Genomic DNA, 20,718 nt, shown 5'->3' on the forward strand with positions numbered 1-20,718 from the left:
CGTGGACATCGACGTGAAGCTCCTGAAGGGGCTGGCACAAGAGAAGGAGATCCCCTTCGATCTGCTGGTCGAGGCGATCGAATCGGCCCTCCTCATCGCCTACCACCGGACCGAGGGCAGCTACCGCCGGGCCCGGGTCGTGCTCAGCCGCGACACCGGTCACGTCACGGTCTGGGCCACGGAGGACCCGGCGGACCTGGAGGAGGGCCAGGAGCCCAAGGAGTTCGACGACACGCCGTCGGACTTCGGCCGGATCGCGGCCACCACCGCGCGCCAGGTCATCCAGCAGCGGCTGCGGGACGCCGAGAACGACGTCACCTTCGGGGAGTACGCGCGCCGCGAGGGCGATGTGGTGGCCGGACTGGTGCAGCAGGGCAAGGACCCCAAGAACGTCCTGGTGAAGCTGGACGACAAGCTGGAAGCCATCCTTCCGGTGCAGGAGCAGGTGCCGGGCGAGGAGTACACGCACGGCCTGCGGCTGCGGACGTACGTGGTCCGCGTCGCCAAGGGCGTGCGGGGCCCGTCGGTGACCCTGTCCCGTACGCACCCCAACCTCGTGAAGAAGCTCTTCGCGCTGGAGGTCCCCGAGATCGCGGACGGTTCCGTCGAGATCGCGGCGATCGCCCGCGAGGCCGGCCACCGCACCAAGATCGCCGTGCGGTCCACCCGCTCCGGGCTCAACGCCAAGGGCGCCTGCATCGGCCCGATGGGCGGGCGTGTGCGCAATGTCATGGCCGAGCTGCTCGGCGAGAAGATCGACATCGTGGACTGGTCCGACGACCCGGCCGAGATGGTGGCGAACGCGCTGTCGCCGGCCCGGGTCAGCAAGGTCGAGGTGGTGGACCTCGCGGCCCGTTCCGCGCGGGTGACCGTGCCGGACTACCAGCTCTCGCTGGCCATTGGCAAGGAGGGCCAGAACGCCCGGCTCGCCGCCCGGCTCACCGGCTGGCGCATCGACATCCGCCCGGACACGGAGCGCACGGACGACGACGGCGAGCGCTCCGGAGCGCGCTCCGGCGGCGACCCGGCGTGATCTTCTGATACGGAGCGTGTTCGGCCTCTACCCCACAGGAACGGGGCCGGTGCGGGGAGGTAGACTTGACTGCGTCTGGCCGGACGAGCGACCGTGCCTGCCCTGAGCGAACCTGCGTGGGCTGCCGGAAGCGAACGGCCAAGAGCGATCTGCTGCGCATCGTGGTGATCGAAGAGCACTGTGTTCCCGATCAACGCGGTACGCTGCCCGGCCGGGGTGCTTATCTGCACCCCGCCTTGATCTGTCTCGATCTGGCGGTCCGCCGCCGGGCGTTCCCACGGGCCTTCCGGGTCCAGGGACCGCTCGACAGCGCGGAGGTACGCCGGGTCATCGAGGAGGTCTCGGAGCGGGCCGCACCGTGAGAAGCGGGCACTGCAAGAAGAAGTACGGCACGGGACCCCGTGCGGTTCAGGTACCTCGCGAGTTGGAAGTAGGTCGAGATTGCGATGAGCACTCGATGAGTACGCGATGAGTACGCCCATGAAGTAGCGACGGTCCGGCGGTAACCGGACCTCAAAGGAGCGAAGTGGCTAAGGTCCGGGTATACGAACTCGCCAAGGAGTTCGGTGTGGAGAGCAAGGTCGTCATGGCCAAGCTCCAGGAACTCGGTGAATTCGTCCGTTCGGCGTCGTCGACGATCGAGGCGCCGGTCGTACGCAAACTTACTGACGCTTTGCAGGGGCCCGGCGGCAACGCCGGCCGGCCCGCTGCCAAGCCCGGGGCGCCCCGCAAGGCCGCCCCCAAGCCCGCCGCGCCCTCCCCGGCGCAGGTGGCGCGTCCCGCAGCCCCCAAGCCCGGTGTCCCGGCACCCAAGCCGCCGGCCGCCGAGGCCCCGAAGAGCACCCCTTCCGCCGGTGCGCCCGCCCCCGGCCCGCGGCCGGGTCCGCGCCCCGGTCCGGCGGCGCCCAAGCCGGCTCCGGCCGCGCCCGCGGCCCCCGAGTTCACCGCGCCCCCGTCGGCCCCGGCCGGCCCCCGGCCCGGTGCCACCCCCGGTCCGCGCCCGTCCGCCCGTCCGGGCGACCCGCGCCAGGGCGGCGGCCAGGGCGACTCGCGTCAGGGCGGTGGTCACGGTGACCAGCGTCAGGGCGGCCGTTCCGGCGGTGCGCGTCCCGGTCAGGCCCCGCGTCCCGGTGGCCGTCCCGCGGGCCCGCGTCCGGGCAACAACCCCTTCACCTCCGGCGGTTCCACCGGCATGGCGCGCCCGCAGGCGCCCCGTCCCGGCGGTGCGCCGCGGCCGGGCGGCCCCGGTGCTCCCGGCGGGCCGCGCCCGCAGGGCTCCGGCCAGGCCGGCGGCGGCCCCCGTCCGCAGGGCGGCGCCGGTGCGCAGTCCGGCCGGCCCAGCCCCGGCAACATGCCGCGTCCGCAGGCGCCCCGCCCGGCGGGTCCCGGCGGCAACCGGCCCAACCCGGGCATGATGCCGCAGCGTCCCGCGGCGGGCCCCCGTCCCGGCGGTGGCGGTCCCGGTGGCCGTGGTCCCGGTGGCGCGGGCAGGCCCGGTGGCGGCGGCGGTCGTCCCGGTGGCGGCGGCGGTTTCGCCGGTCGTCCCGGTGGCGGTGGCGGCGGTGGCTTCGCCGGTCGTCCGGGTGGCGGCGGCGGTGCGCCGGGCCGTCCCGGCGGCGGTGGCTTCGGCGGCGGCGGTGGCCGTCCCGGCTTCGGCGGCCGTCCGGGTGGTCCCGGTGGCCGTGGTGGCACGCAGGGCGCGTTCGGCCGTCCCGGCGGGCCCGCCCGTCGTGGCCGCAAGTCGAAGCGGCAGCGCCGTCAGGAGTACGAGGCCATGCAGGCCCCGTCGGTCGGCGGTGTGATGCTGCCCCGCGGCAACGGGCAGAGCGTCCGGCTGTCGCGCGGTGCCTCGCTCACCGACTTCGCGGAGAAGATCAACGCCAACCCGGCGTCGCTCGTCGCCGTGATGATGAACCTCGGCGAGATGGTCACCGCCACGCAGTCGGTCTCGGACGAGACGCTCGAGCTGCTCGCCAACGAGATGAACTACGTGCTGGAGATCGTCAGCCCGGAGGAGGAGGACCGCGAGCTTCTCGAGTCCTTCGACATCGAGTTCGGCAACGACGAGGGCGGCGAGGAGAACCTCGTCGCGCGTCCGCCGGTCGTGACCGTCATGGGTCACGTCGACCACGGTAAGACCCGGCTGCTGGACGCGATCCGCAAGACGAACGTCATCGCGGGCGAGGCCGGCGGCATCACCCAGCACATCGGTGCCTACCAGGTCGCCACCGAGGTCAACGGCGAAGACCGCAAGATCACCTTCATCGACACCCCGGGGCACGAGGCGTTCACCGCCATGCGTGCCCGTGGTGCCAAGTCCACCGACATCGCGATCCTGGTGGTCGCGGCCAACGACGGTGTCATGCCGCAGACGGTCGAGGCGCTCAACCACGCCAAGGCCGCGGACGTGCCGATCGTGGTCGCCGTCAACAAGATCGACGTCGAGGGCGCGGACCCGACGAAGGTGCGCGGCCAGCTGACCGAGTACGGCCTGGTGGCCGAGGAGTACGGCGGCGACACGATGTTCGTCGACATCTCCGCCAAGCAGGGCCTGCACATCGACAGCCTGCTGGAGGCCGTGGTCCTCACCGCGGACGCCTCGCTCGACCTGCGGGCCAACCCGGAGCAGGACGCGCAGGGCATCGCGATCGAGGCCCACCTCGACCGCGGCCGCGGCGCCGTCGCCACCGTGCTCGTCCAGCGCGGCACGCTCCGCGTCGGTGACACGATGGTCGCCGGTGACGCGTACGGCCGGGTCCGGGCGATGCTCGACGACAACGGCAACAACGTCGAGGAAGCCTCCCCGGCGACGCCCGTCCTGGTGCTCGGCCTCACCAACGTCCCCGGTGCCGGCGACAACTTCCTGGTGGTCGACGAGGACCGGACGGCCCGGCAGATCGCCGAGAAGCGCGCCGCCCGCGAGCGGAACGCGGCGTTCGCCCGCCGGGGCCGCAGGTTCTCCCTGGAGAACCTGGACGAGGCCCTCAAGGCCGGCCTGGTGCAGGAACTCAACCTCATCATCAAGGGCGACGCGTCCGGTTCGGTCGAGGCCCTGGAGTCCTCGCTGCTCCAGCTCGACGTCGGCGAAGAGGTGGACATCCGCGTCCTGCACCGCGGTGTGGGTGCGGTCACCGAGTCGGACATCGACCTGGCCATGGGCTCCGACGCCATCGTGATCGGCTTCAACGTGCGCGCCGCCGGGCGTGCCGCGCAGATGGCCGAGCGCGAGGGCGTGGACGTCCGCTACTACTCGGTCATCTACCAGGCGATCGAGGAGATCGAGTCGGCCCTCAAGGGCATGCTCAAGCCGGAGTACGAAGAGGTCGAGCTCGGTACGGCGGAGATCCGCGAGGTCTTCCGCTCGTCCAAGCTGGGCAACATCGCGGGTGTGCTCATCCGCTCCGGCGAGGTCAGGCGGAACACGAAGGCCCGGCTCGTCCGCGACGGCAAGGTCATCGCGGAGGACCTCACGATCCAGGGTCTGCGCCGCTTCAAGGACGACGTCACCGAGATTCGCGAAGGTTTCGAGGGCGGTATCAACCTCGGCAACTACAACGACATCAAGATCGACGACGTCATCGCGACGTACGAGATGCGCGAGAAGCCGCGCGGCTGACGCGCGGCGGTCCCGCCCGGTCGGTCTCCGAGGGTCGCACCTCGGGAACCGGCCGGGCGGGCCGACGGTCCGGGGCCGGTCGACGGACGTGAATTCCGTCGATCGGCCCCGGCCGTTGCGTGTACGGTTCCCTGTGTTCCTGCCAACGCCGGCAGGTCTCGAACCCGTACCGGCGGGACATCCGGACAGTCATGTATGTGGGGACCCTGTCCTTCGATCTGCTCCTCGGCGACGTACGGTCGTTGAAGGAGAAACGCTCCGTCGTCCGGCCGATCGTCGCCGAACTCCAGCGCAAGTACGCGGTGAGCGCGGCCGAGACCGGCGATCAGGAGCTCTACCGCAGGGCCGAGATCGGCCTGGCGGTGGTCTCCGGCGACTGGGCGCATCTCCGGGACGTTCTGGACCGGTGCGAGCGCATGGTCGCCGGCCGGCCGGAGGTGGAACTGCTGTCCGTACGGCGCAGACTCCACGGCGACGACGACTGACCGTCGTGCGCGCGCGGGCGGCCGGCCGGGCCCCCGGGGCTCCGAGGACACCGTGCCGCCCCGCGCGAGAGAAGCATCCACCCACAAGACAAGAAACCCAGAAGGAAGAGTGACGGACCGGTGACCGACAACGCGCGGGCCCGCAAGCTGGCCGATCGCATCCAGGTCGTGGTCGCGGAGACCCTGGACCGGCGTATCAAGGATCCGCGACTGGGCTTCGTGACCATCACGGACGCCCGCGTCACCGGAGACCTGCGGGAGGCCACGGTCTTCTACACGGTCTACGGCGACGACGAGGAGCGCGCCGCCTCCGCGGCGGCCCTGGAGAGCGCCAAGGGTGTACTCCGCTCCGAGGTGGGCCGGCAGACCGGGGTGCGGTTCACGCCGACGCTGGCGTTCGTCCCCGACGCCCTCCCGGACAACGCCCGGACGATCGAGGACCTGCTCGACCAGGCTCGCGCCAAGGACGCGCAGGTGCGGCAGGCGTCGACCGGCAAGACGTACGCGGCCGGGGCCGACCCGTACCGCAAGGACGCCGACGACGCCTCCGACGATGAGAACCCCACCCGCCACGACGACACGGACGGCACCGCCTCGGCATGACGGATCAGCACCGGACGCCCGACGGGCTTGTCATCGTGGACAAGCCGTCGGGCTTCACTTCGCACGACGTGGTCGCCAAGATGCGCGGGATCGCACGGACCCGGCGCGTCGGCCACGCGGGCACCCTCGACCCCATGGCGACGGGCGTCCTCGTCCTGGGCGTGGAGCGCGCCACCAAGCTCCTCGGCCATCTCGCGCTGACGGAGAAGGAGTACCTCGGCACGATCAGGCTCGGACAGAACACCGTCACCGACGACGCCGAGGGGGAGATCACCTCCGCCACCGACGCCTCGGGGGCGGGTCGCGAGGCGATCGAGGCGGGAATCGCGGACCTGACCGGCGACCTCATGCAGGTGCCGTCCAAGGTCAGCGCCATCAAGATCGACGGCAAACGGTCCTACGCCCGGGTGCGCGGCGGCGAGGAGTTCGACATCCCGGCCCGGCCGGTGACCGTTTCCTCGTTCCGGCTGTACGACGTCCGGGAGGCGGTGGCCGAGGACGGTACGCCGGTGAAGGACCTGGTCGTCTCCGTCGTCTGCTCCTCCGGCACGTACATCCGCGCCCTCGCCCGCGACCTGGGCGCCGGGCTCGGGGTCGGCGGACACCTGACGGCCCTGCGCAGGACCCGGGTGGGCCCGTACGCGCTGGACGCGGCACGGACGCTCGACCAGCTCCAGCAGGAGCTGACGGTGATGCCGGTCGCCGAGGCCGCGGCGGCGGCGTTCACCCGCTGGGACGTGGACGACAGGCGCGCCCGGCTGCTGCTCAACGGCGTGCGGCTGGACATGCCGGCCCTCGGGAAGGGGCCGGTGGCCGTCTTCGGCCCGGGCGGCCGCCTTCTGGCGCTGGTCGAGGAGCAGCGCGGCAAGGCCAAGAGCCTCGCGGTCTTCGGGTAGCGCGCCCGCGCGACGGGCCCGGGCCGGTCGGCCGGCCCCGGTGGCCGATGCGGGGCGGATGCCACGGACATGGCAGTCTTAGAGCTGCGTCATCGGCGATGACGGACAGGGTTTCGGGCAGAGTTTCGGGCGAGGAGCGGTCACAGTGCAGCGCTGGCGTGGCTTGGAGGACATCCCCCAGGACTGGGGGCGCAGCGTCGTCACCATCGGCTCCTACGACGGGGTGCACCGCGGACACCAGCTGATCATCGGCCGGACCGTGGAGCGGGCGCGGGAGCTGGGCGTGCCCTCCGTCGTGGTGACGTTCGACCCGCACCCCAGCGAGGTCGTGCGCCCCGGCAGCCACCCGCCGCTGCTCGCCCCGCACCACCGGCGTGCCGAGCTGATGGGCGAGCTGGGCGTGGACGCGCTCCTGATCCTGCCGTTCACGCTCGAGTTCTCCAGGCTCTCGCCCGCGGACTTCATCGTGAAGGTCCTGGTCGACAAGTTGCACGCGCGCGCGGTGATCGAGGGACCGAACTTCCGCTTCGGCCACAAGGCCGCCGGTGATGTCACGGTCCTGGCCGACCTGGGCGTCACGTACGACTACGAGGTCGAGGTCGTGGACCTGTACGTGACCGGCGAGGCGGGCGGTGGCGCCCCCTTCTCGTCCACCCTGACCCGCCGCCTGGTCGCCGAGGGCGATGTCGCGGGCGCGGCGGAGATCCTGGGCCGGCCGCACCGCGTCGAGGGCGTGGTGGTGCGCGGCGCGCAGCGCGGGCGCGAGCTGGGCTTCCCCACGGCCAACGTGGAGACGCTGCCGCACACCGCGATCCCGGCGGACGGGGTGTACGCGGGCTGGCTCACGGCCGCGGGCGAGCGGATGCCGGCGGCGATCTCGGTCGGTACGAACCCGCAGTTCGAGGGCACGGAGCGGACCGTGGAGGCGTACGCGATCGACCGGGTGGGGCTGGACCTGTACGGCCTGCACGTGATGGTCGACTTCCTGGCGTACGTGCGCGGGCAGCGCACGTTCGAGTCCATCGAGGCGCTGCTCGAGGCGATCGGGGACGACGTGAAGCGCTCGCGGGCGCTGACCGAGGAGCACGACGCGTAGACCGCGCGCGGAGCGCCCCGGAGGGCGTGCGGACGTGTGTGACGGCCGGTGGCGGCGGGTGCGGACCCGCGGCCACCGGCCGTTTTCCGTCGGCCGGACGGGCGCGATTTCGGTCCGGTTAATTCGCGATTGCCGGCGTTCGATCTCTTGCGGCTCTCGACGTATCCACTGTATACACGGCGTATGAATCGAGTCGATCGAGGAGTCCACGGTGCGCCGGCGGCCGGCGCCAAAGGCGCGGACGCGCTCACCCGTGAGCTGCGCAGCCTCATTGTCAGCGGAGTTTATCCGCCGGGTCACCGGCTGATTCAGGATGAACTCGCCGACCGGTTCGGCGTGAGCCGCATTCCGCTCAGGGAGGCCATGCGCACGCTGAGCAGCGAGGGGTTGCTGACCACGAAGCCGGGCAGCGGTACGTTCGTGACGCTGCTGGACCTGGACGAGATCGACGAGATCTACAATCTCCGGCGGCTGATCGAGCCGAGTTTCGCCGAGCATGTCACCGAGCGGATCTCTCGCCGGGACATCGGCCGGTTCGAGGCGATGGTCGGTGAAATGGACCGGGTCGGTGAAGTCGGCGCGGATTCCTGGTCGCGGACCAATCTCGCCTTTCACCTCGACATGTACCGGCTTTCCCGGCTGCCGCTGCGCTACGAAATCATCGCGCAGATGTACCACCGGCTGGAGCCGTACTCCCGCTTCTACGTGCACGGCACGTCGGCCTATGAACGCGTCCAGCACGAACACGCCGCCATGGTGCGGGCGTTGGCCGAGGGGGACGCGGAGGAGCTGGCCCGCCAGATCGTCGCGCACATCGACGGCGGCCAGCAGGGACTGCACGGCGCGTGGGAGAAGAGCAGCGCCGCCCTGCACGCCTACTGGGCGGAGTCGGCGCGGTGACGGGCGCGGCGGGTGTGGCGGAAGCGGCGGGGACGACGAGGACGACGGGGACGGCTGATATGGCGGGCATAGCGATCAACTCGGACGTCGGCGAGGGATTCGGGGCCTGGGGCCCGGCGGACGAGGGACCGCTCCTCGACCAGGTGACGGCCGCGAACGTCGCCTGCGGCTTCCACGCCGGTGACCCCGACATCCTGCGGCGCACGTGCGCGGCGAGCGCGGCCAGGGGCGTGGCGATCGGCGCTCAGGTCTCCTACCGGGACCTCGCGGGCTTCGGCCGGCGCTTCGTCGACGTGCCCGCCCCCACCCTGGTCAACGAACTCCTCTACCAGATGGGCGCGTTGGACGTCTTCGCCCGTCTCGCGGGGAGCCGGATCAGCTATGTGAAGGCCCATGGCGCCCTCTACAACGTGGCGGCGCGCCATGGCGGGCACGCGGCCGCGATCGTCGAGGCGGTGTCCCTGTTCGACCGGCGCCTGCCCCTGCTCTGCCAGCCGCGCACGGAGGTCTGGACCCGGGCGGTCGAGGCGGGACTGCGCCCGCTGGCCGAGGGGTTCGTGGACCGCGGCTACACCGACGAGGGCCTGCTGGTGCCGAGGTCCCAGCCGGGCGCGCTGATCACCGACCCGGACGAGGCGGCCCGGCGCGCGGTGCTGATGGCACGGACGGGGACGGTGGTCTCGGTGTCCGGCCGGACGGTGGACATCGCGCCGGAGGGCGGAGCGCTGGCGGCGCTGTGCGTGCACAGCGACACCCCGGGCGCGGTCGCCATCGCCGCCGCCGTACGGGCAGGGCTGGCCGCCGCCGGGATCGAGAGCCGTACGCCCGCCGACGTGGCGTCCCCGGTCGCCGTCGCGAGCACGGTGAGTGCGACGAGTGCGGCGAGCGCGGGGAGCACGGTCGGCGCGAGTGGCGCGAGCGGTGCGGGTGCCGCGGGTGGCACGGAGACCGGGCGATGAGCGTGACGGTGAGCGAACTGGTGCTGCGCCGGGCGGGCGACCGCGGCTGGCTGATCGAGTGCGCCGGGCGGCGCCCGGCGCGGGTGGCCACCGCGATCAGGGAACGGCCCTGGGCCCGGGAGCTTCGGGAGATCGTGCCGGCGGCCGGGACCGTCCTGGTCGTGGCGGACGGCCGGGGCGGCATGGAGTCGCTGGCCACCCGGCTGCGCGCGCTGCTGGCCGAACTGGACGAACTCGACGCCGCCGGGCGTTCCGGCGCGACGGGTGCCGAGGGGGAGGGGCCGGGTGCCCCGAACCGTACGGTCGTGATCCCCGTCCGCTACGACGGGCCCGATCTGCCGGCCGTGGCCGAGCGCACCGGAGTGTCCCCGGAAGAGGTCGCCCGGCTGCACGCGAGCGGCGAACACGCGGTCGCCTTCTTCGGTTTCGCGCCCGGATTCGCCTACCTGGACGGCGTACCGGAGCCGCTGCGGCTGCCCCGTCTGCCCAGCCCCCGGGCGCGGGTGCCGGCCGGGGTGGTGGCCATCGCCGGGAACCAGACCGTCGTCTACCCCGGCGGGACCCCCGGCGGCTGGCACCAGATCGGCACCACCACGATCCGGCTGTGGGACGTGACCGCCGACCCGCCCAACCGGCTGGCGGTGGGGGACCGGGTCGTCTTCGAGGCGGTGACGCCATGACGTGCGCCGCCGGCTCCGCCGCCCGCCGGGCCACGACCGCGGGAGCCACGACGGAGGCCTCGGCTCCGGCCGTACCCGCGGTACCCGCGGCCCGTACGGACGGCGAGGCTCCGGCTCGTACGGACGGCACGGCCACCGCTCGTACGGACCGCGAGGCGCCCGCCTGTTCGGACGGTACGGCCGGAGCGGCAGCCGCCGGGACGGCCCGTACCGCGCCCCGGTCCGCCGCCGTGCTGACCGTGGTCGCACCGGGCGTCGCGACCAGCGTGCAGGACCTGGGCCGGCCGGGCCTGGCCCACCTCGGCGTGCCGGCCTCGGGCCCCACCGACCGGCGCAGCTTCACCCTCGCCAACCGGCTCGTCGGCAACCCCGAGAACACCCCCGCCCTGGAGGTGACGATCGGCGGGCTCGGCGTCACGCTGTCCGAGGACCGGTACGTATCGGTCACCGGCGCGCCCGCCCCCGTCACCGTGGACGGGGTGCCCGTCGACCGTCCGGCGCTCGTGCGGCTGCCCGCGGGGTGCCTGCTGGAGATCGGGCGGCCCTGGGCCGGCTGCCGCAGTTACCTCGCCGTGTCCGGCGGCATCGAGGTGGACCGGGTCCTCGGCTCGGCGTCCCGTGACTGGCTCACGGGCCTGGGGCCCGAGCCGGTCCGCGCCGGGACGGGCTTGCGCGTCGGCCCCGCCCGTCCGGTCCCCGCGGTGCCGCTGGAGCTGGCGTTCAGCGTCGTACCGGCCGGTGGCGCGCTGACCGCGCGGTTCCGCTGGGGGCCCCGGCACGACCTGTTCGGCGCCGCCGACCGGCGCCGTCTGACATCGACGGCCTGGCGGCTGTCCGGGCAGTGCGACCGGGTCGGCGCCCGGCTCACCGGGCCCGCGCTGGCGATCGGCTCGGTCGATCTCGCCAGTGAGGGCATGGTGCGCGGCGCCATCCAGGTGCCGCCGTCCGGCGAGCCGATCATCTTCCTGTCCGACCATCCGGTCACGGGTGGCTACCCCGTCATCGGCGTTCTCACGGACGCCGACACCGACCTCGTCGGCCAGGCCAAGCCCGGGGACGAGCTACGGCTCGCACCCACGGGATGAACGGGCCGGTCAACCCACCGGTCGAACCGCATGGAACCGGTCACAACCCCTTGAGGAGATACCCACCATGACCGCACAGCCCACCGCCCTCCCGCCCTTCCACCTGGCCATCCCGGTCGACGACATCGCCAAGGCCCGGGAGTTCTACGGCAAGGTCCTCGGCTTCTCCGAGGGACGCTCCGACACCAAGTGGATCGACTGGAACTTCGGTGGCCACCAGGTCGTCACCCACCAGGTCGGTGACGGCCCGTCGGACACGCCGCGCGACGGCATCGCCGGCACCAACCCCGTCGACGGCCACCAGGTGCCGGTGCCCCACTTCGGACTGGTCCTGCCGGTACCGGAGTTCAGGGAACTCGCCGAGCGGCTCACGGCCGTGGGCACCGAGTTCGTGATCGAGCCGTACGTCCGCTTCCAGGGGGAGCCGGGCGAGCAGTGGACGATGTTCTTCCTGGACCCGGCGGGCAACGCGCTGGAGTTCAAGGCGTTCGCCGACATCAGCAGGCTCTTCGCCGTCTGAATCCCGGCCGAACCGACAACGACGACGGTCATCCAAGGGAGGACTGGTCCCGCGGATGACCGTCGTACGGCCCCCGATGCGATACCCGCACGCGTCTGCCATCACATCCCGCCACAGGACATGCCAGACCGGAGGACTTCATGACGAGCGTACCAACGACCGTGCCGCCACCGGCGGCCACCGCGTCGGACCGGCCCACGGCCCCGCACGGCCCCCGCAGGGCGGCGCTCGCCGCGGCGGCCGGAACCGCGATCGAGTACTACGAGTTCGGCGTCTACGGCTATCTGGCCGTCGTGCTCGGACCCCACTTCTTCCCTGGCGACGACCCCACCGCCGCCCTGCTGTCCACCCTCGCCGTGTTCGGCAGCGCCTTCCTGATGCGTCCGCTCGGCGGCATCGTCCTCGGCAGGCTGGGGGACCGCGTCGGCCGCAAGCCGGTGCTGGTCCTCACGGTCGTGGGCATGGGCACGGCCACCATGACCGTCGGGCTGCTGCCCACCGCCGCCTCCGTCGGCGTCGCCGCACCACTCGCGCTGCTGCTGGTCCGGCTGGCGCAGGGGTTCTTCGCCGGCGGCGAGGTGACCGGCGCGGCCACCTATCTGGCCGAGGCCGCGCCACACGGCAGGCGCGGTTTCTTCGGCTCCTTCACCCCGGTCGGGGTGGCCATCGGCGGCGGCACCGCCGCACTGGTCGCGGGCATCGTCTCGACCGTGCTGAGCGAGGCCCAACTGGAGGCGTACGGCTGGCGGATCCCGTTCCTGCTCTCGCTGCCGCTGGTCGTCGTGGCGCTGATCGCCCGCAAACACCTGGAGGACTCCGAGGCGTTCCTGGCCACGAAGGAGAATCGCGCCACGGCCAAGGCCCCGTTGTCCGAGGTGCTGACGCGGCACCGCGCGCCGCTGATCAAGGTGACCCTGCTGGCCACGGGTTCCAACTGCGGCTACTGGGTCGGCCTGATCTTCATGAACATCTACCTGACCACCGACCTCGGCTACGCCAAGGACTCCACGTTCTGGATCATGGGCGGGATCGGGCTGTTCGTGGCCTGTCTGATGCCCGTCTTCGGCGCGCTGTCCGACCGGTGGGGGCGCAAGAAGGTCATCACCCTGGGCTTCGCCGGATACGGGGTCCTGGTCGTCCCGGCCATGCTGGTCATGGGTCTCGGCAGCTTCCCGCTCGCGGTCGTCGCGATGGTCGTGCTCGCCCTGCCGATGCCCATCGTGCAGTCGGTCACGTACCCGACGTACGCCGAACTCTTCCCGACCCGCGTGCGCTACACCGGACTGTCCTTCAGCTTCAACATCGGCACGATCCTCGGCGGCGGACTCAGCCCCTACCTGGCCACCTGGCTGATCTCCCGCACGGGCAATCTGCTCGCCCCCGGATTCCTGCTGATGGCGGCCGTGGTGATGGCCCTGCTGACGCTGCTCACCGTCAAGGAGACCGGCCGGGAGGAGCTGGCGTGACCGACACGGTACGGACGGACGAGGACATGGTACGGGCGGACGGCGGCCCAGCACGGGCCGACGGCGGCACGGTACGCACAGGGCGGGGAGAGACCGTGCCCGCCACGCCCGGAGAGCTGCGGCGCCTGGTGGCGAGCGGCGCGTGGACCGGGCCCACGGCCGGCCTCCTGGACGGCTACCAGCAGGCCAACCTGGTCGTCGTCCCGTACGACCTGGCCTTCGACTTCCTGCTCTACTGCACCCGCAACCCCGCGCCCTGCCCCGTCATCGCCGTCACCGAGCCCGGCGACCCCGTGGTGCGCCTCGGCGGGACGGAGGCCGATCTCAGGACCGCCCTGCCCCGCTACCGCGTGTGGCGCCGGGGACGGCTGGTCGAGGAGCCGCACGACATCACGGAGCACTGGCGCGACGACGCCGTCGGCTTCCTGCTGGGGTGCAGCCACACCTTCGAGGGGCCGCTGCGCCGGGCCGGGGTGCCCGTACGGTACGCGGCGGACTCGTCGGCGCCCGCCGTCTACGTCACCGATGTGGCGACCCGCCCCGCCGGGCGTCTCTCAGGACCGCTGGTGGTCAGCGGGCGGGCGATCCCCGCCGGGCTGGTCGCGCGGGCCGTCGAGGTCACCGCCCGCTACCCGACCGGGCACGGCGCCCCCGTGCACATCGGCGATCCGGCGGCGATCGGCATCGCGGACCTGGCGCGGCCGGACTTCGGGCCGCCGCCGGTGGTCGAGGAGGGGGACACCATGGTGTTCTGGGCCTGCGGAGTGACACCTCAGCTGGTGCTCCCGGCGGCGGCCGCCGACTACACGATCACCCACTACCCCGGCCACATGTTCGTGTTCGACCACACCGTGGACCTCGCCGACGCCGTCTGAGCCCGGGAGTCCGGGCCCGGGTCGCGGCACCCGCACGCGTACGGCCGTCCAGCCGTCCGTCGTCCGGCCCGTCCTCGGCCCCGTGGCCCTGTACGGTCCGTTCCCGGCCCGTACGGGCAGTACGGGCCCGGTGTTGTTCCCGGCCTGTCGTCGGAGTGGGCGGCTCGTCAGCTCTCCACGCGCGCCGCCGCCCAGTGGCAGGCCACCTGCGGGGCCGCCCCGCCCGTCAGGACCGGCGGGTCGGCCGTACGACAGCGGTGCGCCACCCCCGCCCGCTCCGCCTCGCCCGAGGCCAGCACCTGGCACCGGGCGTGGAAGCGGCAGCCGCCCGGGATCCGGGCCGGGTCCGGCGGCTCGCCCGTCAGCACCACCGGCGGCGCCCCGGACTCCGGCAGGACGGACAACAGGGCCTGGGTGTACGGGTGCCGGGGCGCGGTCAGGACCTCCTCGACCGGGCCCGTCTCCACGATCCTGCCCAGGTACATGACCGCCACCCGGTCCGCGATGTTCCAGGCCAGGCCCAGGTCGTGCGTCACCACCAGCGCGGACAGGCCCAGTTCGGCCCGCAGCGACAGCAGCAGCGCCAGGATCTCGCCGCGTACGGAGGCGTCCAGGGAGGCCACCGGCTCGTCCGCGACGATCAGTTCGGGTTCCAGGACGAGCGCCCCCGCGATCACGACGCGCTGCCGCTGGCCGCCCGAGAGTTCGTGCGGATAGCGCAGGAAGAACCGCTCGGGCGGCCGGAGCCCGGCCCGGGACAGCGCCGCGGCGACGGCCGCCCGCTCGTCGCCCGCGTACCCGTGGACGCGCAGGCCCTCCGCGACCGCGTCGTACACCGTGTGCCGCGGATTGAGTGAGCCGCTCGGGTCCTGGAGGACCAGCTGCACGCGCTTGCGGTACGCCTTCAGGGCGCGTGAGCCGTACGCCAGGGGCCGGCCGGCGAACCGCACCGCGCCGGCCGTGGGCTCCACCAGCCCGAGCAGCGCCCGGGCCAGGGTGGACTTGCCGCAGCCGGACTCGCCGACCAGGGCCACGATCTCGCCGGCACCGATGTCGAGGTCCACCCCGTCGACCGCCCGCGCGGCCGGGGCGCCGCGCCGGCCGGGGAACGTGACGCGCAGTTCGGCGGCCGAGAGCAGCGGCGCCGTCGTGGCGGGAGCGGACGGCCCGGAGGCGGTGGTGGTCATGGCTGACTCCTGAGACTGCCGGGGCTGCTGACACTGCCGGGACTGATGAAACTGCCGGGACTGCCAAGGCCGTTGTGACCGCCGAGGGGCGACCGTACGGTGGCGGCGCCGGCTTCGGTCCCGGCCCCGGTCCTGGCCCCGGCCCCGGCTCCGGTCGTGGTGGGCGTCATGACCGCGGCTCCGCCGACGGCTGCGCCGGCACGGCCGTGCCCACCCGCACACAGGCCGCCCGGTGGCCCGGCGCCGCCTCCCGCAGTTCCTGGTCCTCGTGGGCGCACCCCTCCAGCGCGACCGGGCAGCGCGGGTGGAACGTACAGCCCGACGGCAGCGCCGACGGGTCGGGCGGGTCGCCGGGCAGCCCGCGCGGGGCCCGCCGCGAGGCCGGGTCCCCGACGCGCGGGAAGGCGGCGGACAGCGCCCGGCCGTACGGATGCTCCGCCGCCCCGTACACCGCGCGCGCCGGGCCCTCCTCGACGATCCGGCCCGCGTACATCACGGCCAGCCGGTCACAGGTGTCCGCGAGCACCGCCAGGTCATGACTGATCATCAGCAGACTGATGCCCTGGTCCGCGACCAGCCGCTCGATCAGCCGCAGGATCTGCGCCTGGATCATCACGTCCAGCGCGGTCGTCGGCTCGTCCGCGACGATCAGCCGGGGATCGCACGCGAGGGCCATCGCGATCATCACGCGCTGCCGCTGGCCGCCGGAGAGTTCATGCGGATAGGCGTCCGCGCGGGCGGCCGGCAGCCCGACCTGCTCCAACAACTCGGCCACGCGCGCCCGCGCGGCGGCCGGGGTGGTGGCGCGTCGGTGCAGCAGCAGCGGTTCGGCGATCTGGTCCCCGATCCGGTGCACCGCGTTCAGCGAGTGCATCGCCCCCTGGAAGACGATCGAGGCGCCCGCCCACCGCACGGCCCGCAGCCGCCCCCACCGCATGGTCAGGACGTCCTCGCCGTCGAGCAGGATCTCGCCCGTCAGCCGCGCGGTGGCGGGCAGCAGCCGCAGCAGGGCCAGCGCCAGCGTGGACTTCCCACAGCCGGACTCCCCGGCGATGCCCAGCTTGCTGCCGGAGCCGACGGACAGGCTGACGCCCCGGACGGCGGGCACGGCGTCGGCGCCGGTCCCGTACGTCACGCGCAGGTCCCTGACCTCCAGCAGGCCGGAACCGGCCGCGCCGGCCGACGGGACACCCCCGGCCGACGGGACGGCTCCGGTGGTCGGGTCACCTCCGGTCCTCGGGCCACCTCCGGTCAACGGGACACCCCCAGCTTCGGGTTGAGCACGGTCTCGATCGCCCGGCCGCACAGGGTGAACGCGAGCGCGACGAACGCGATCGCCAGACCGGGCGGTGCCAGGTACCACCAGTGCCCGGACGACACGGCGCCCGCCTCCCGCGCGTCCTGGAGCATGCCGCCCCAGGACACGACGGTCGGGTCGCCGAGGCCGAGGAAGGCCAGCGTGGCCTCCGTCAGGATCGCGGTGGAGATGCCGAGGGTCGTCTGCGCCAGCACGAGAGGCAGCACATTGGGCAGCACATGGCGGGTCATGACATGGCCGTGCCCGCCGCCGAGCGCCCGCGCCCGCTCGATGTACGGGCGGGACTCGACGGCGATGGTCTGCGCGCGCACGAGGCGTGCGGTCGTCGGCCAGCTGGTGACGCCGATCGCCAGGATCACCGTCCACACCGACCGGGACATCACCGTGGCCAGCACGATCGCCAGGACCAGCGTCGGCATCACCAGGAACCAGTCGGTGATCCGCATGACGACCGTGGCGAACCAGCCGCCGTAGTGCCCGGCCAGGATCCCGGTCAGGGCGCCGATGGCCACCGACAGCGCCGCCGCCAGCAGCCCCACCGTCAGGGAGATCCGGGCGCCCCAGACCAGCAGGCCCAGCAACGGGCGGCCGAACTGGTCGGTGCCGAGCGGGAATTCGGCGCTGGGCGCCTGGAGCGCCGTGCCCGGGGCATCGGTCACGCTCTGTACGTCCGCTCCGACGAGCAGGGGTGCGCCGAGGGCCAGGAGCGCGACGAGCGCCAGCCCCGCCAGACCGAAGAGCCCGGCGCGCTGCTCGCGGTACCGCCGCCAGAAGCGCGCGGCGGAGGCACGCCTGCGGGCCCGGGCGAGCGACGCCGCGCTCGCACCCGCGGACCCGGGCGGCACGGGAGCCGACGGCGGCCGCGCGGAGGTCATCGGCCCACCCGGGGGTCGAGCAGCGGATAGAGCAGGTCGGCGATCAGGTTCATCACGATCATGGCTCCGGCGAAGACGAGGAACAGCCCTTGGACGAGCGGCAGATCGGGCACGCTCAGCGCCTGGTAGAACAGCCCGCCCAGGCCCGGCCAGGAGAAGACCGTCTCCACCAGGATCGAGCCGGCCGCCACGTGCCCCAGGTTGATGAAGACCATCGTGACCGTGGGCAGCAGGGCGTTGGGCACCGCGTGCCGGCGCCGTACGACCGCGTCCCGCAGCCCCTTCGCCCGCGCCGTGGTGAGGTAGTCGCCGCCCATCTCGTCCAGCAGCGAGGACCGCATGACGAGCAGGGTCTGCGCGTACCCCACCGCGACCAGGGTGAGCACGGGCAGCACCATGTGGTGCGCCACGTCGAGGACCTGGCCGGCACCCGTGGCGTCCCCGGACTGCATCCCGCCGGTGGGGAACATGCCGGGGACCGGTCCTATGCCCACCGCGAAGACGATGATCAGCAGCAGCCCCAGCCAGAAGGACGGTACGGACCACAGCGTCAGCGCCACTCCCGTGCCGATCCGGTCGCCGAGCCCGCCCCTGTGCCAGGCGGAGCGGGTGCCGAGCCAGAGGCCGAGGGCCGAGTAGATCACCACGGCGACGCCGGTCAGCAGCAGGGTCGCGGGCACCTTCTGGGCGATCAGTTCACCGACCGGCGCGTGGAACTGGTACGACGTGCCCAGGTCACCGGTCAGCGCCTTGCCGCAGTAGTCCGTGAACTGCTGCCACAGGGGCAGGTCGAGCCCGAACTGGCGGCGCATCGTGGCCAGTTGCTCGGGCGATGTCGGTCTGCCGTGCGTCATGGCCCGGACGGGGTCGCCGGGGATGATCCGGAACAGGAAGAAGCTGGTGACCAGCACGGCGAACAGCGAGATCACCGCGCCCCCCAGCTTGCCCGCCACATACGCCGCGTAGGCGGCCGCCGGGCCCGTGCGGGCGCCGCCGCCGGCCGGCCCGGTCCGCGCCGGGCCGCCGGCGGCGTCGGCCACCACTCCTGGAGTGCTCGCGGTGCTCATCGGTCATTCACGGTCTTCCGCGGTGGAACGGCGCCGCATCGCGACGAGGAGCCCCGCCGCGGCGGCGGCCACCACGACCGCCCCGATCCCGATGACCACACCGGTGGAGGAAGAGCTGTCGGAGGCGCCGTCGCCGTCGGCCGGTACCGCGGACCACCAGCTCCAGTAGCCGTCCTGGCCCCAGAGGTTGCCCGCGGCCTCCGGCATCGTCGTGATCGACTTGATCTGGTCGGTACGGTACGCCTCGACCGCGTTCGGGTACGCCATGACGTTCATGTACCCGGTGTCGTACAGCCGTGACTCCATCCGTTTGACGAGGTCCGCCCGCGCGGCCGGGTCGTACTCCGCCGCCTGCCGCGCGTAGAGCCGGTCGTACTCCTTGTCGCAGATGAAGTTGTCGGTGGCGCCGGTGTCCTTGGGCGTGGCGGGCAGTGCGTCGCACGTATGAATGGAGAGGACGAAGTCCGGATCGGGGTTGACGGACCAGCCGTCGAAGGCGAGGTCGTACTCGCCCGCGAGCCAGGGGTCCGAGACGTTGTCGAGGCACTCGACCTTCAGCCCGATGCCCAGCTCGCCCCACCACTCCTGGAGGTACTTGCCGACGGCCTTGTCGTTCGGGTCGGTGGCGTGGCACAGGATCCGCAGGGAGAGCGGTCTGCCGTTCTTGTCGAGCCGCCGGCCGCCGCCGTCCTTCCGGTAGCCGGCCCGGTCGAGCGTGCGGGCCGCGGCGGCGGGGTCGTACGCGATCCGCTGCCCGTCCGACGGCTGCCAGAAGTACGTCTCGAAGCGCGGCGGGATGTACCCCTGGCCCTCGACCGCGTGGCCCTGGAACACCTTGTCGATGATCGTCTTCCGGTCCACGGCCTGGAAGAGCGCCTTGCGGACGGCGGGGTCGCGCAGCGCCGGATGTCCGTCGCCGAATGTCCTGCCGTCCTTGGACCGGGCGCCGGGGTTGGTGGCGAGGGCGTAGAAGCGGCGGCCGGGCGCGTCGTTGACCTTGATGTCGTCGGCGTTCTTCAGCGCGGCGGCCTGGGCCGGTGTGAGGTTGGGGACGAAGGACACCTCGCCCTTCTGGAGCGCGGCCACCGCCGCGTCGCCGTCCTTGTAGTACTTGAGGACCAGCTCGTCGAACTTGGGCGCCCCGCGCCAGAAGTCCTTGTTCGGCTTCAGCTTGACGTACTGGTCGACCTTGAAGTCGGTGATGACGAACGGACCGTTGCCCACGACGGGGAACGTCTTGTCGTTGTTGAACTTCGAGAAGTCGCCGACCTTCTCCCAGATGTGCTTGGGCACGATCGGCACGTCCAGAGCGGCCATCGTGGCCTGCGGCTTCTTCAGCTCGACGACCAGCGTCCGGGGATCGGGCGCGGTGACCTTCTTGAAGTTGGCGGTGAAGTTGCCGTTGGCGGTGGCCGCGTTCTCGTCGGTCATCATCTTGTTGAAGGTCCACGCGGCGTCCTCGGCGGTCGCCTGCTTCCCGTCGGACCACTTCGAGTCGTCGCGGATCGTGAAGGTCCAGGTGAGCTTGTCCGCAGAGGGCTTCCAGGCGGTGGCGAACCCCGGAATCGCGTGCGCGTCCCCGGGGTCGTAGTTCGTCAGGTACTCGTAGGTGAGCCGGAGGAGGCTGGTGCTGACCAGCCGCTGCGCCAGGAACGGGCTGAGCGAGTCCATGCTCTGGCTGACCGCGACGGTGAGCACCTTCCCGCCGTCGTCGGCCCGGGCCGACGCGGGCGCGGGCAGCAGCGGGTCCAGCGGGAGCACACTCCCGGCGACGAGCGCGGTGGACGCGGCACCGGAGGCCAGGAGAAGCCGGAGGCGCGAACGGCGCCGTGCCGGCCGCCGTGGGGCGGGCGACGGCGAGGCGCCGTGCGGTGAGGTGTACTGCGGCGGGGCGGGCTGCTGCGGAGGGCGCGGAGAGGAGCTTTCGACCATGGACGGTGACCTCGTGTTATCACTCGCGCGGAGAAGCCGGGTTGATACTGATTCGCCATCTTGTGAAGCGAAGGTTTATCAGCGTGTGTCAGGCCGCGTCAACGGCTCCTGAAACCCCGTGTGGT

The 20,718-nt window shown here is 72.6% G+C and carries 19 protein-coding genes; 14 read left to right on the forward strand and 5 right to left on the reverse strand.

What is annotated here, in order from left to right; translation table 11 throughout:
- The first annotated feature begins 1 nt into the window (after position 1).
- The 14 genes from nusA to IG02_RS0127655 all read left to right on the forward strand — a co-directional run bounded on the left by nusA (position 2) and on the right by IG02_RS0127655 (position 14,214).
- Positions 2-1,033 carry a transcription termination factor NusA gene (gene nusA / locus IG02_RS0127590; RefSeq protein ID WP_051765803.1) on the forward strand — a complete coding sequence of 344 codons (1,032 nt, stop codon included), beginning with the start codon at positions 2-4 and terminating at the stop codon, positions 1,031-1,033.
- Between the two features lie 116 nt (positions 1,034-1,149).
- Positions 1,150-1,395 (forward strand): YlxR family protein, encoded by a 246-nt coding sequence (locus IG02_RS0127595; RefSeq protein WP_030753780.1) that lies wholly within the window; start codon positions 1,150-1,152, stop codon positions 1,393-1,395.
- A 164-nt stretch (positions 1,396-1,559) separates the two neighbouring features.
- Positions 1,560-4,649, forward strand: coding sequence for a translation initiation factor IF-2 (gene infB / locus IG02_RS0127600; RefSeq protein ID WP_030753783.1), 3,090 nt, complete (start codon positions 1,560-1,562; stop codon positions 4,647-4,649).
- A 191-nt stretch (positions 4,650-4,840) separates the two neighbouring features.
- Positions 4,841-5,134, forward strand: a complete 294-nt coding sequence (locus tag IG02_RS0127605) for a DUF503 domain-containing protein (protein ID WP_030753785.1) — start codon at positions 4,841-4,843, stop codon at positions 5,132-5,134.
- A gap of 120 nt (positions 5,135-5,254) precedes the next feature.
- Positions 5,255-5,737: a 30S ribosome-binding factor RbfA gene (gene rbfA / locus IG02_RS0127610; RefSeq protein ID WP_030753787.1), complete on the forward strand. Its 483-nt coding sequence runs from the start codon at positions 5,255-5,257 to the stop codon at positions 5,735-5,737.
- A complete protein-coding gene (gene truB / locus IG02_RS0127615; protein ID WP_030753789.1) occupies positions 5,734-6,633 on the forward strand; it encodes a tRNA pseudouridine(55) synthase TruB in 900 nt (299 codons plus the stop codon). The genes rbfA and truB overlap by 4 nt, the downstream gene beginning before the upstream one ends.
- A 145-nt stretch (positions 6,634-6,778) precedes the next feature.
- Positions 6,779-7,729: a bifunctional riboflavin kinase/FAD synthetase gene (locus tag IG02_RS0127620; protein WP_030753792.1), complete on the forward strand. Its 951-nt coding sequence runs from the start codon at positions 6,779-6,781 to the stop codon at positions 7,727-7,729.
- 183 nt (positions 7,730-7,912) lie between these two features.
- Entirely contained in the window at positions 7,913-8,629 is a 717-nt protein-coding gene (locus tag IG02_RS38010; RefSeq protein WP_078854878.1) for a GntR family transcriptional regulator, read from the forward strand.
- Between the two features lie 59 nt (positions 8,630-8,688).
- Positions 8,689-9,588, forward strand: coding sequence for a LamB/YcsF family protein (locus IG02_RS0127630; protein WP_063756864.1), 900 nt, complete (start codon positions 8,689-8,691; stop codon positions 9,586-9,588).
- On the forward strand, positions 9,585-10,268 hold the full coding sequence (locus tag IG02_RS0127635) for a 5-oxoprolinase subunit B family protein (protein WP_051765805.1): 684 nt from the start codon (positions 9,585-9,587) through the stop codon (positions 10,266-10,268). Before IG02_RS0127630 ends, IG02_RS0127635 begins: the two co-directional genes overlap by 4 nt.
- Positions 10,265-11,353: a biotin-dependent carboxyltransferase family protein gene (locus IG02_RS0127640; protein ID WP_078854879.1), complete on the forward strand. Its 1,089-nt coding sequence runs from the start codon at positions 10,265-10,267 to the stop codon at positions 11,351-11,353. The genes IG02_RS0127635 and IG02_RS0127640 overlap by 4 nt, the downstream gene beginning before the upstream one ends.
- 67 nt (positions 11,354-11,420) lie before the next feature.
- Positions 11,421-11,873: a VOC family protein gene (locus tag IG02_RS0127645; protein ID WP_030753804.1), complete on the forward strand. Its 453-nt coding sequence runs from the start codon at positions 11,421-11,423 to the stop codon at positions 11,871-11,873.
- Positions 11,874-12,013: 140 nt separating this feature from the next.
- Entirely contained in the window at positions 12,014-13,339 is a 1,326-nt protein-coding gene (locus tag IG02_RS0127650) for an MFS transporter (protein WP_030753806.1), read from the forward strand.
- Positions 13,336-14,214, forward strand: a complete 879-nt coding sequence (locus tag IG02_RS0127655) for a putative hydro-lyase (RefSeq protein ID WP_234314930.1) — start codon at positions 13,336-13,338, stop codon at positions 14,212-14,214. Before IG02_RS0127650 ends, IG02_RS0127655 begins: the two co-directional genes overlap by 4 nt.
- 167 nt (positions 14,215-14,381) lie before the next feature.
- Here IG02_RS0127655 and IG02_RS0127660 read toward each other — a convergent pair whose 3' ends face one another.
- The 5 genes from IG02_RS0127660 to IG02_RS0127680 form a co-directional block, all read right to left on the reverse strand.
- A complete protein-coding gene (locus IG02_RS0127660) occupies positions 14,382-15,401 on the reverse strand; it encodes an oligopeptide/dipeptide ABC transporter ATP-binding protein (RefSeq protein ID WP_051765807.1) in 1,020 nt (339 codons plus the stop codon).
- Between the two features lie 166 nt (positions 15,402-15,567).
- A complete protein-coding gene (locus IG02_RS0127665) occupies positions 15,568-16,560 on the reverse strand; it encodes an ABC transporter ATP-binding protein (RefSeq protein WP_037804450.1) in 993 nt (330 codons plus the stop codon).
- A gap of 92 nt (positions 16,561-16,652) precedes the next feature.
- Positions 16,653-17,594 carry an ABC transporter permease gene (locus tag IG02_RS0127670; protein ID WP_030753816.1) on the reverse strand — a complete coding sequence of 314 codons (942 nt, stop codon included), beginning with the start codon at positions 17,592-17,594 and terminating at the stop codon, positions 16,653-16,655.
- Entirely contained in the window at positions 17,591-18,661 is a 1,071-nt protein-coding gene (locus IG02_RS0127675; RefSeq protein ID WP_030753819.1) for an ABC transporter permease, read from the reverse strand. Before IG02_RS0127675 ends, IG02_RS0127670 begins: the two co-directional genes overlap by 4 nt.
- Before the next feature lie 3 nt (positions 18,662-18,664).
- A complete protein-coding gene (locus tag IG02_RS0127680; protein WP_078854880.1) occupies positions 18,665-20,593 on the reverse strand; it encodes an ABC transporter substrate-binding protein in 1,929 nt (642 codons plus the stop codon).
- Positions 20,594-20,718: the final 125 nt, after the last annotated feature.

Origin of the sequence: Streptomyces sp. NRRL F-5135, assembly GCF_000719775.1 — a bacterium.
Taxonomy (GTDB): Bacteria; Actinomycetota; Actinomycetes; order Streptomycetales; family Streptomycetaceae; genus Streptomyces; species Streptomyces hebeiensis.

Excerpts from the sequence above, each read along its gene's own strand:
- IG02_RS0127605 (WP_030753785.1), top strand. The coding sequence starts at position 4,841 with ATGTATGTGGGGACCCTGTCCTTCGATCTGCTCCTCGGCGACGTACGG.
- truB (WP_030753789.1), top strand. The coding sequence starts at position 5,734 with ATGACGGATCAGCACCGGACGCCCGACGGGCTTGTCATCGTGGACAAG.
- IG02_RS38010 (WP_078854878.1), top strand. The coding sequence starts at position 7,913 with ATGAATCGAGTCGATCGAGGAGTCCACGGTGCGCCGGCGGCCGGCGCC.
- IG02_RS0127630 (WP_063756864.1), top strand. The coding sequence starts at position 8,689 with ATGGCGGGCATAGCGATCAACTCGGACGTCGGCGAGGGATTCGGGGCC.
- IG02_RS0127635 (WP_051765805.1), top strand. The coding sequence starts at position 9,585 with ATGAGCGTGACGGTGAGCGAACTGGTGCTGCGCCGGGCGGGCGACCGC.
- IG02_RS0127640 (WP_078854879.1), top strand. The coding sequence starts at position 10,265 with ATGACGTGCGCCGCCGGCTCCGCCGCCCGCCGGGCCACGACCGCGGGA.
- IG02_RS0127645 (WP_030753804.1), top strand. The coding sequence starts at position 11,421 with ATGACCGCACAGCCCACCGCCCTCCCGCCCTTCCACCTGGCCATCCCG.
- IG02_RS0127650 (WP_030753806.1), top strand. The coding sequence starts at position 12,014 with ATGACGAGCGTACCAACGACCGTGCCGCCACCGGCGGCCACCGCGTCG.
- IG02_RS0127660 (WP_051765807.1), bottom strand. The coding sequence starts at position 15,401 with ATGACCACCACCGCCTCCGGGCCGTCCGCTCCCGCCACGACGGCGCCG.
- IG02_RS0127670 (WP_030753816.1), bottom strand. The coding sequence starts at position 17,594 with ATGACCTCCGCGCGGCCGCCGTCGGCTCCCGTGCCGCCCGGGTCCGCG.
- IG02_RS0127675 (WP_030753819.1), bottom strand. The coding sequence starts at position 18,661 with ATGAGCACCGCGAGCACTCCAGGAGTGGTGGCCGACGCCGCCGGCGGC.
- IG02_RS0127680 (WP_078854880.1), bottom strand. The coding sequence starts at position 20,593 with ATGGTCGAAAGCTCCTCTCCGCGCCCTCCGCAGCAGCCCGCCCCGCCG.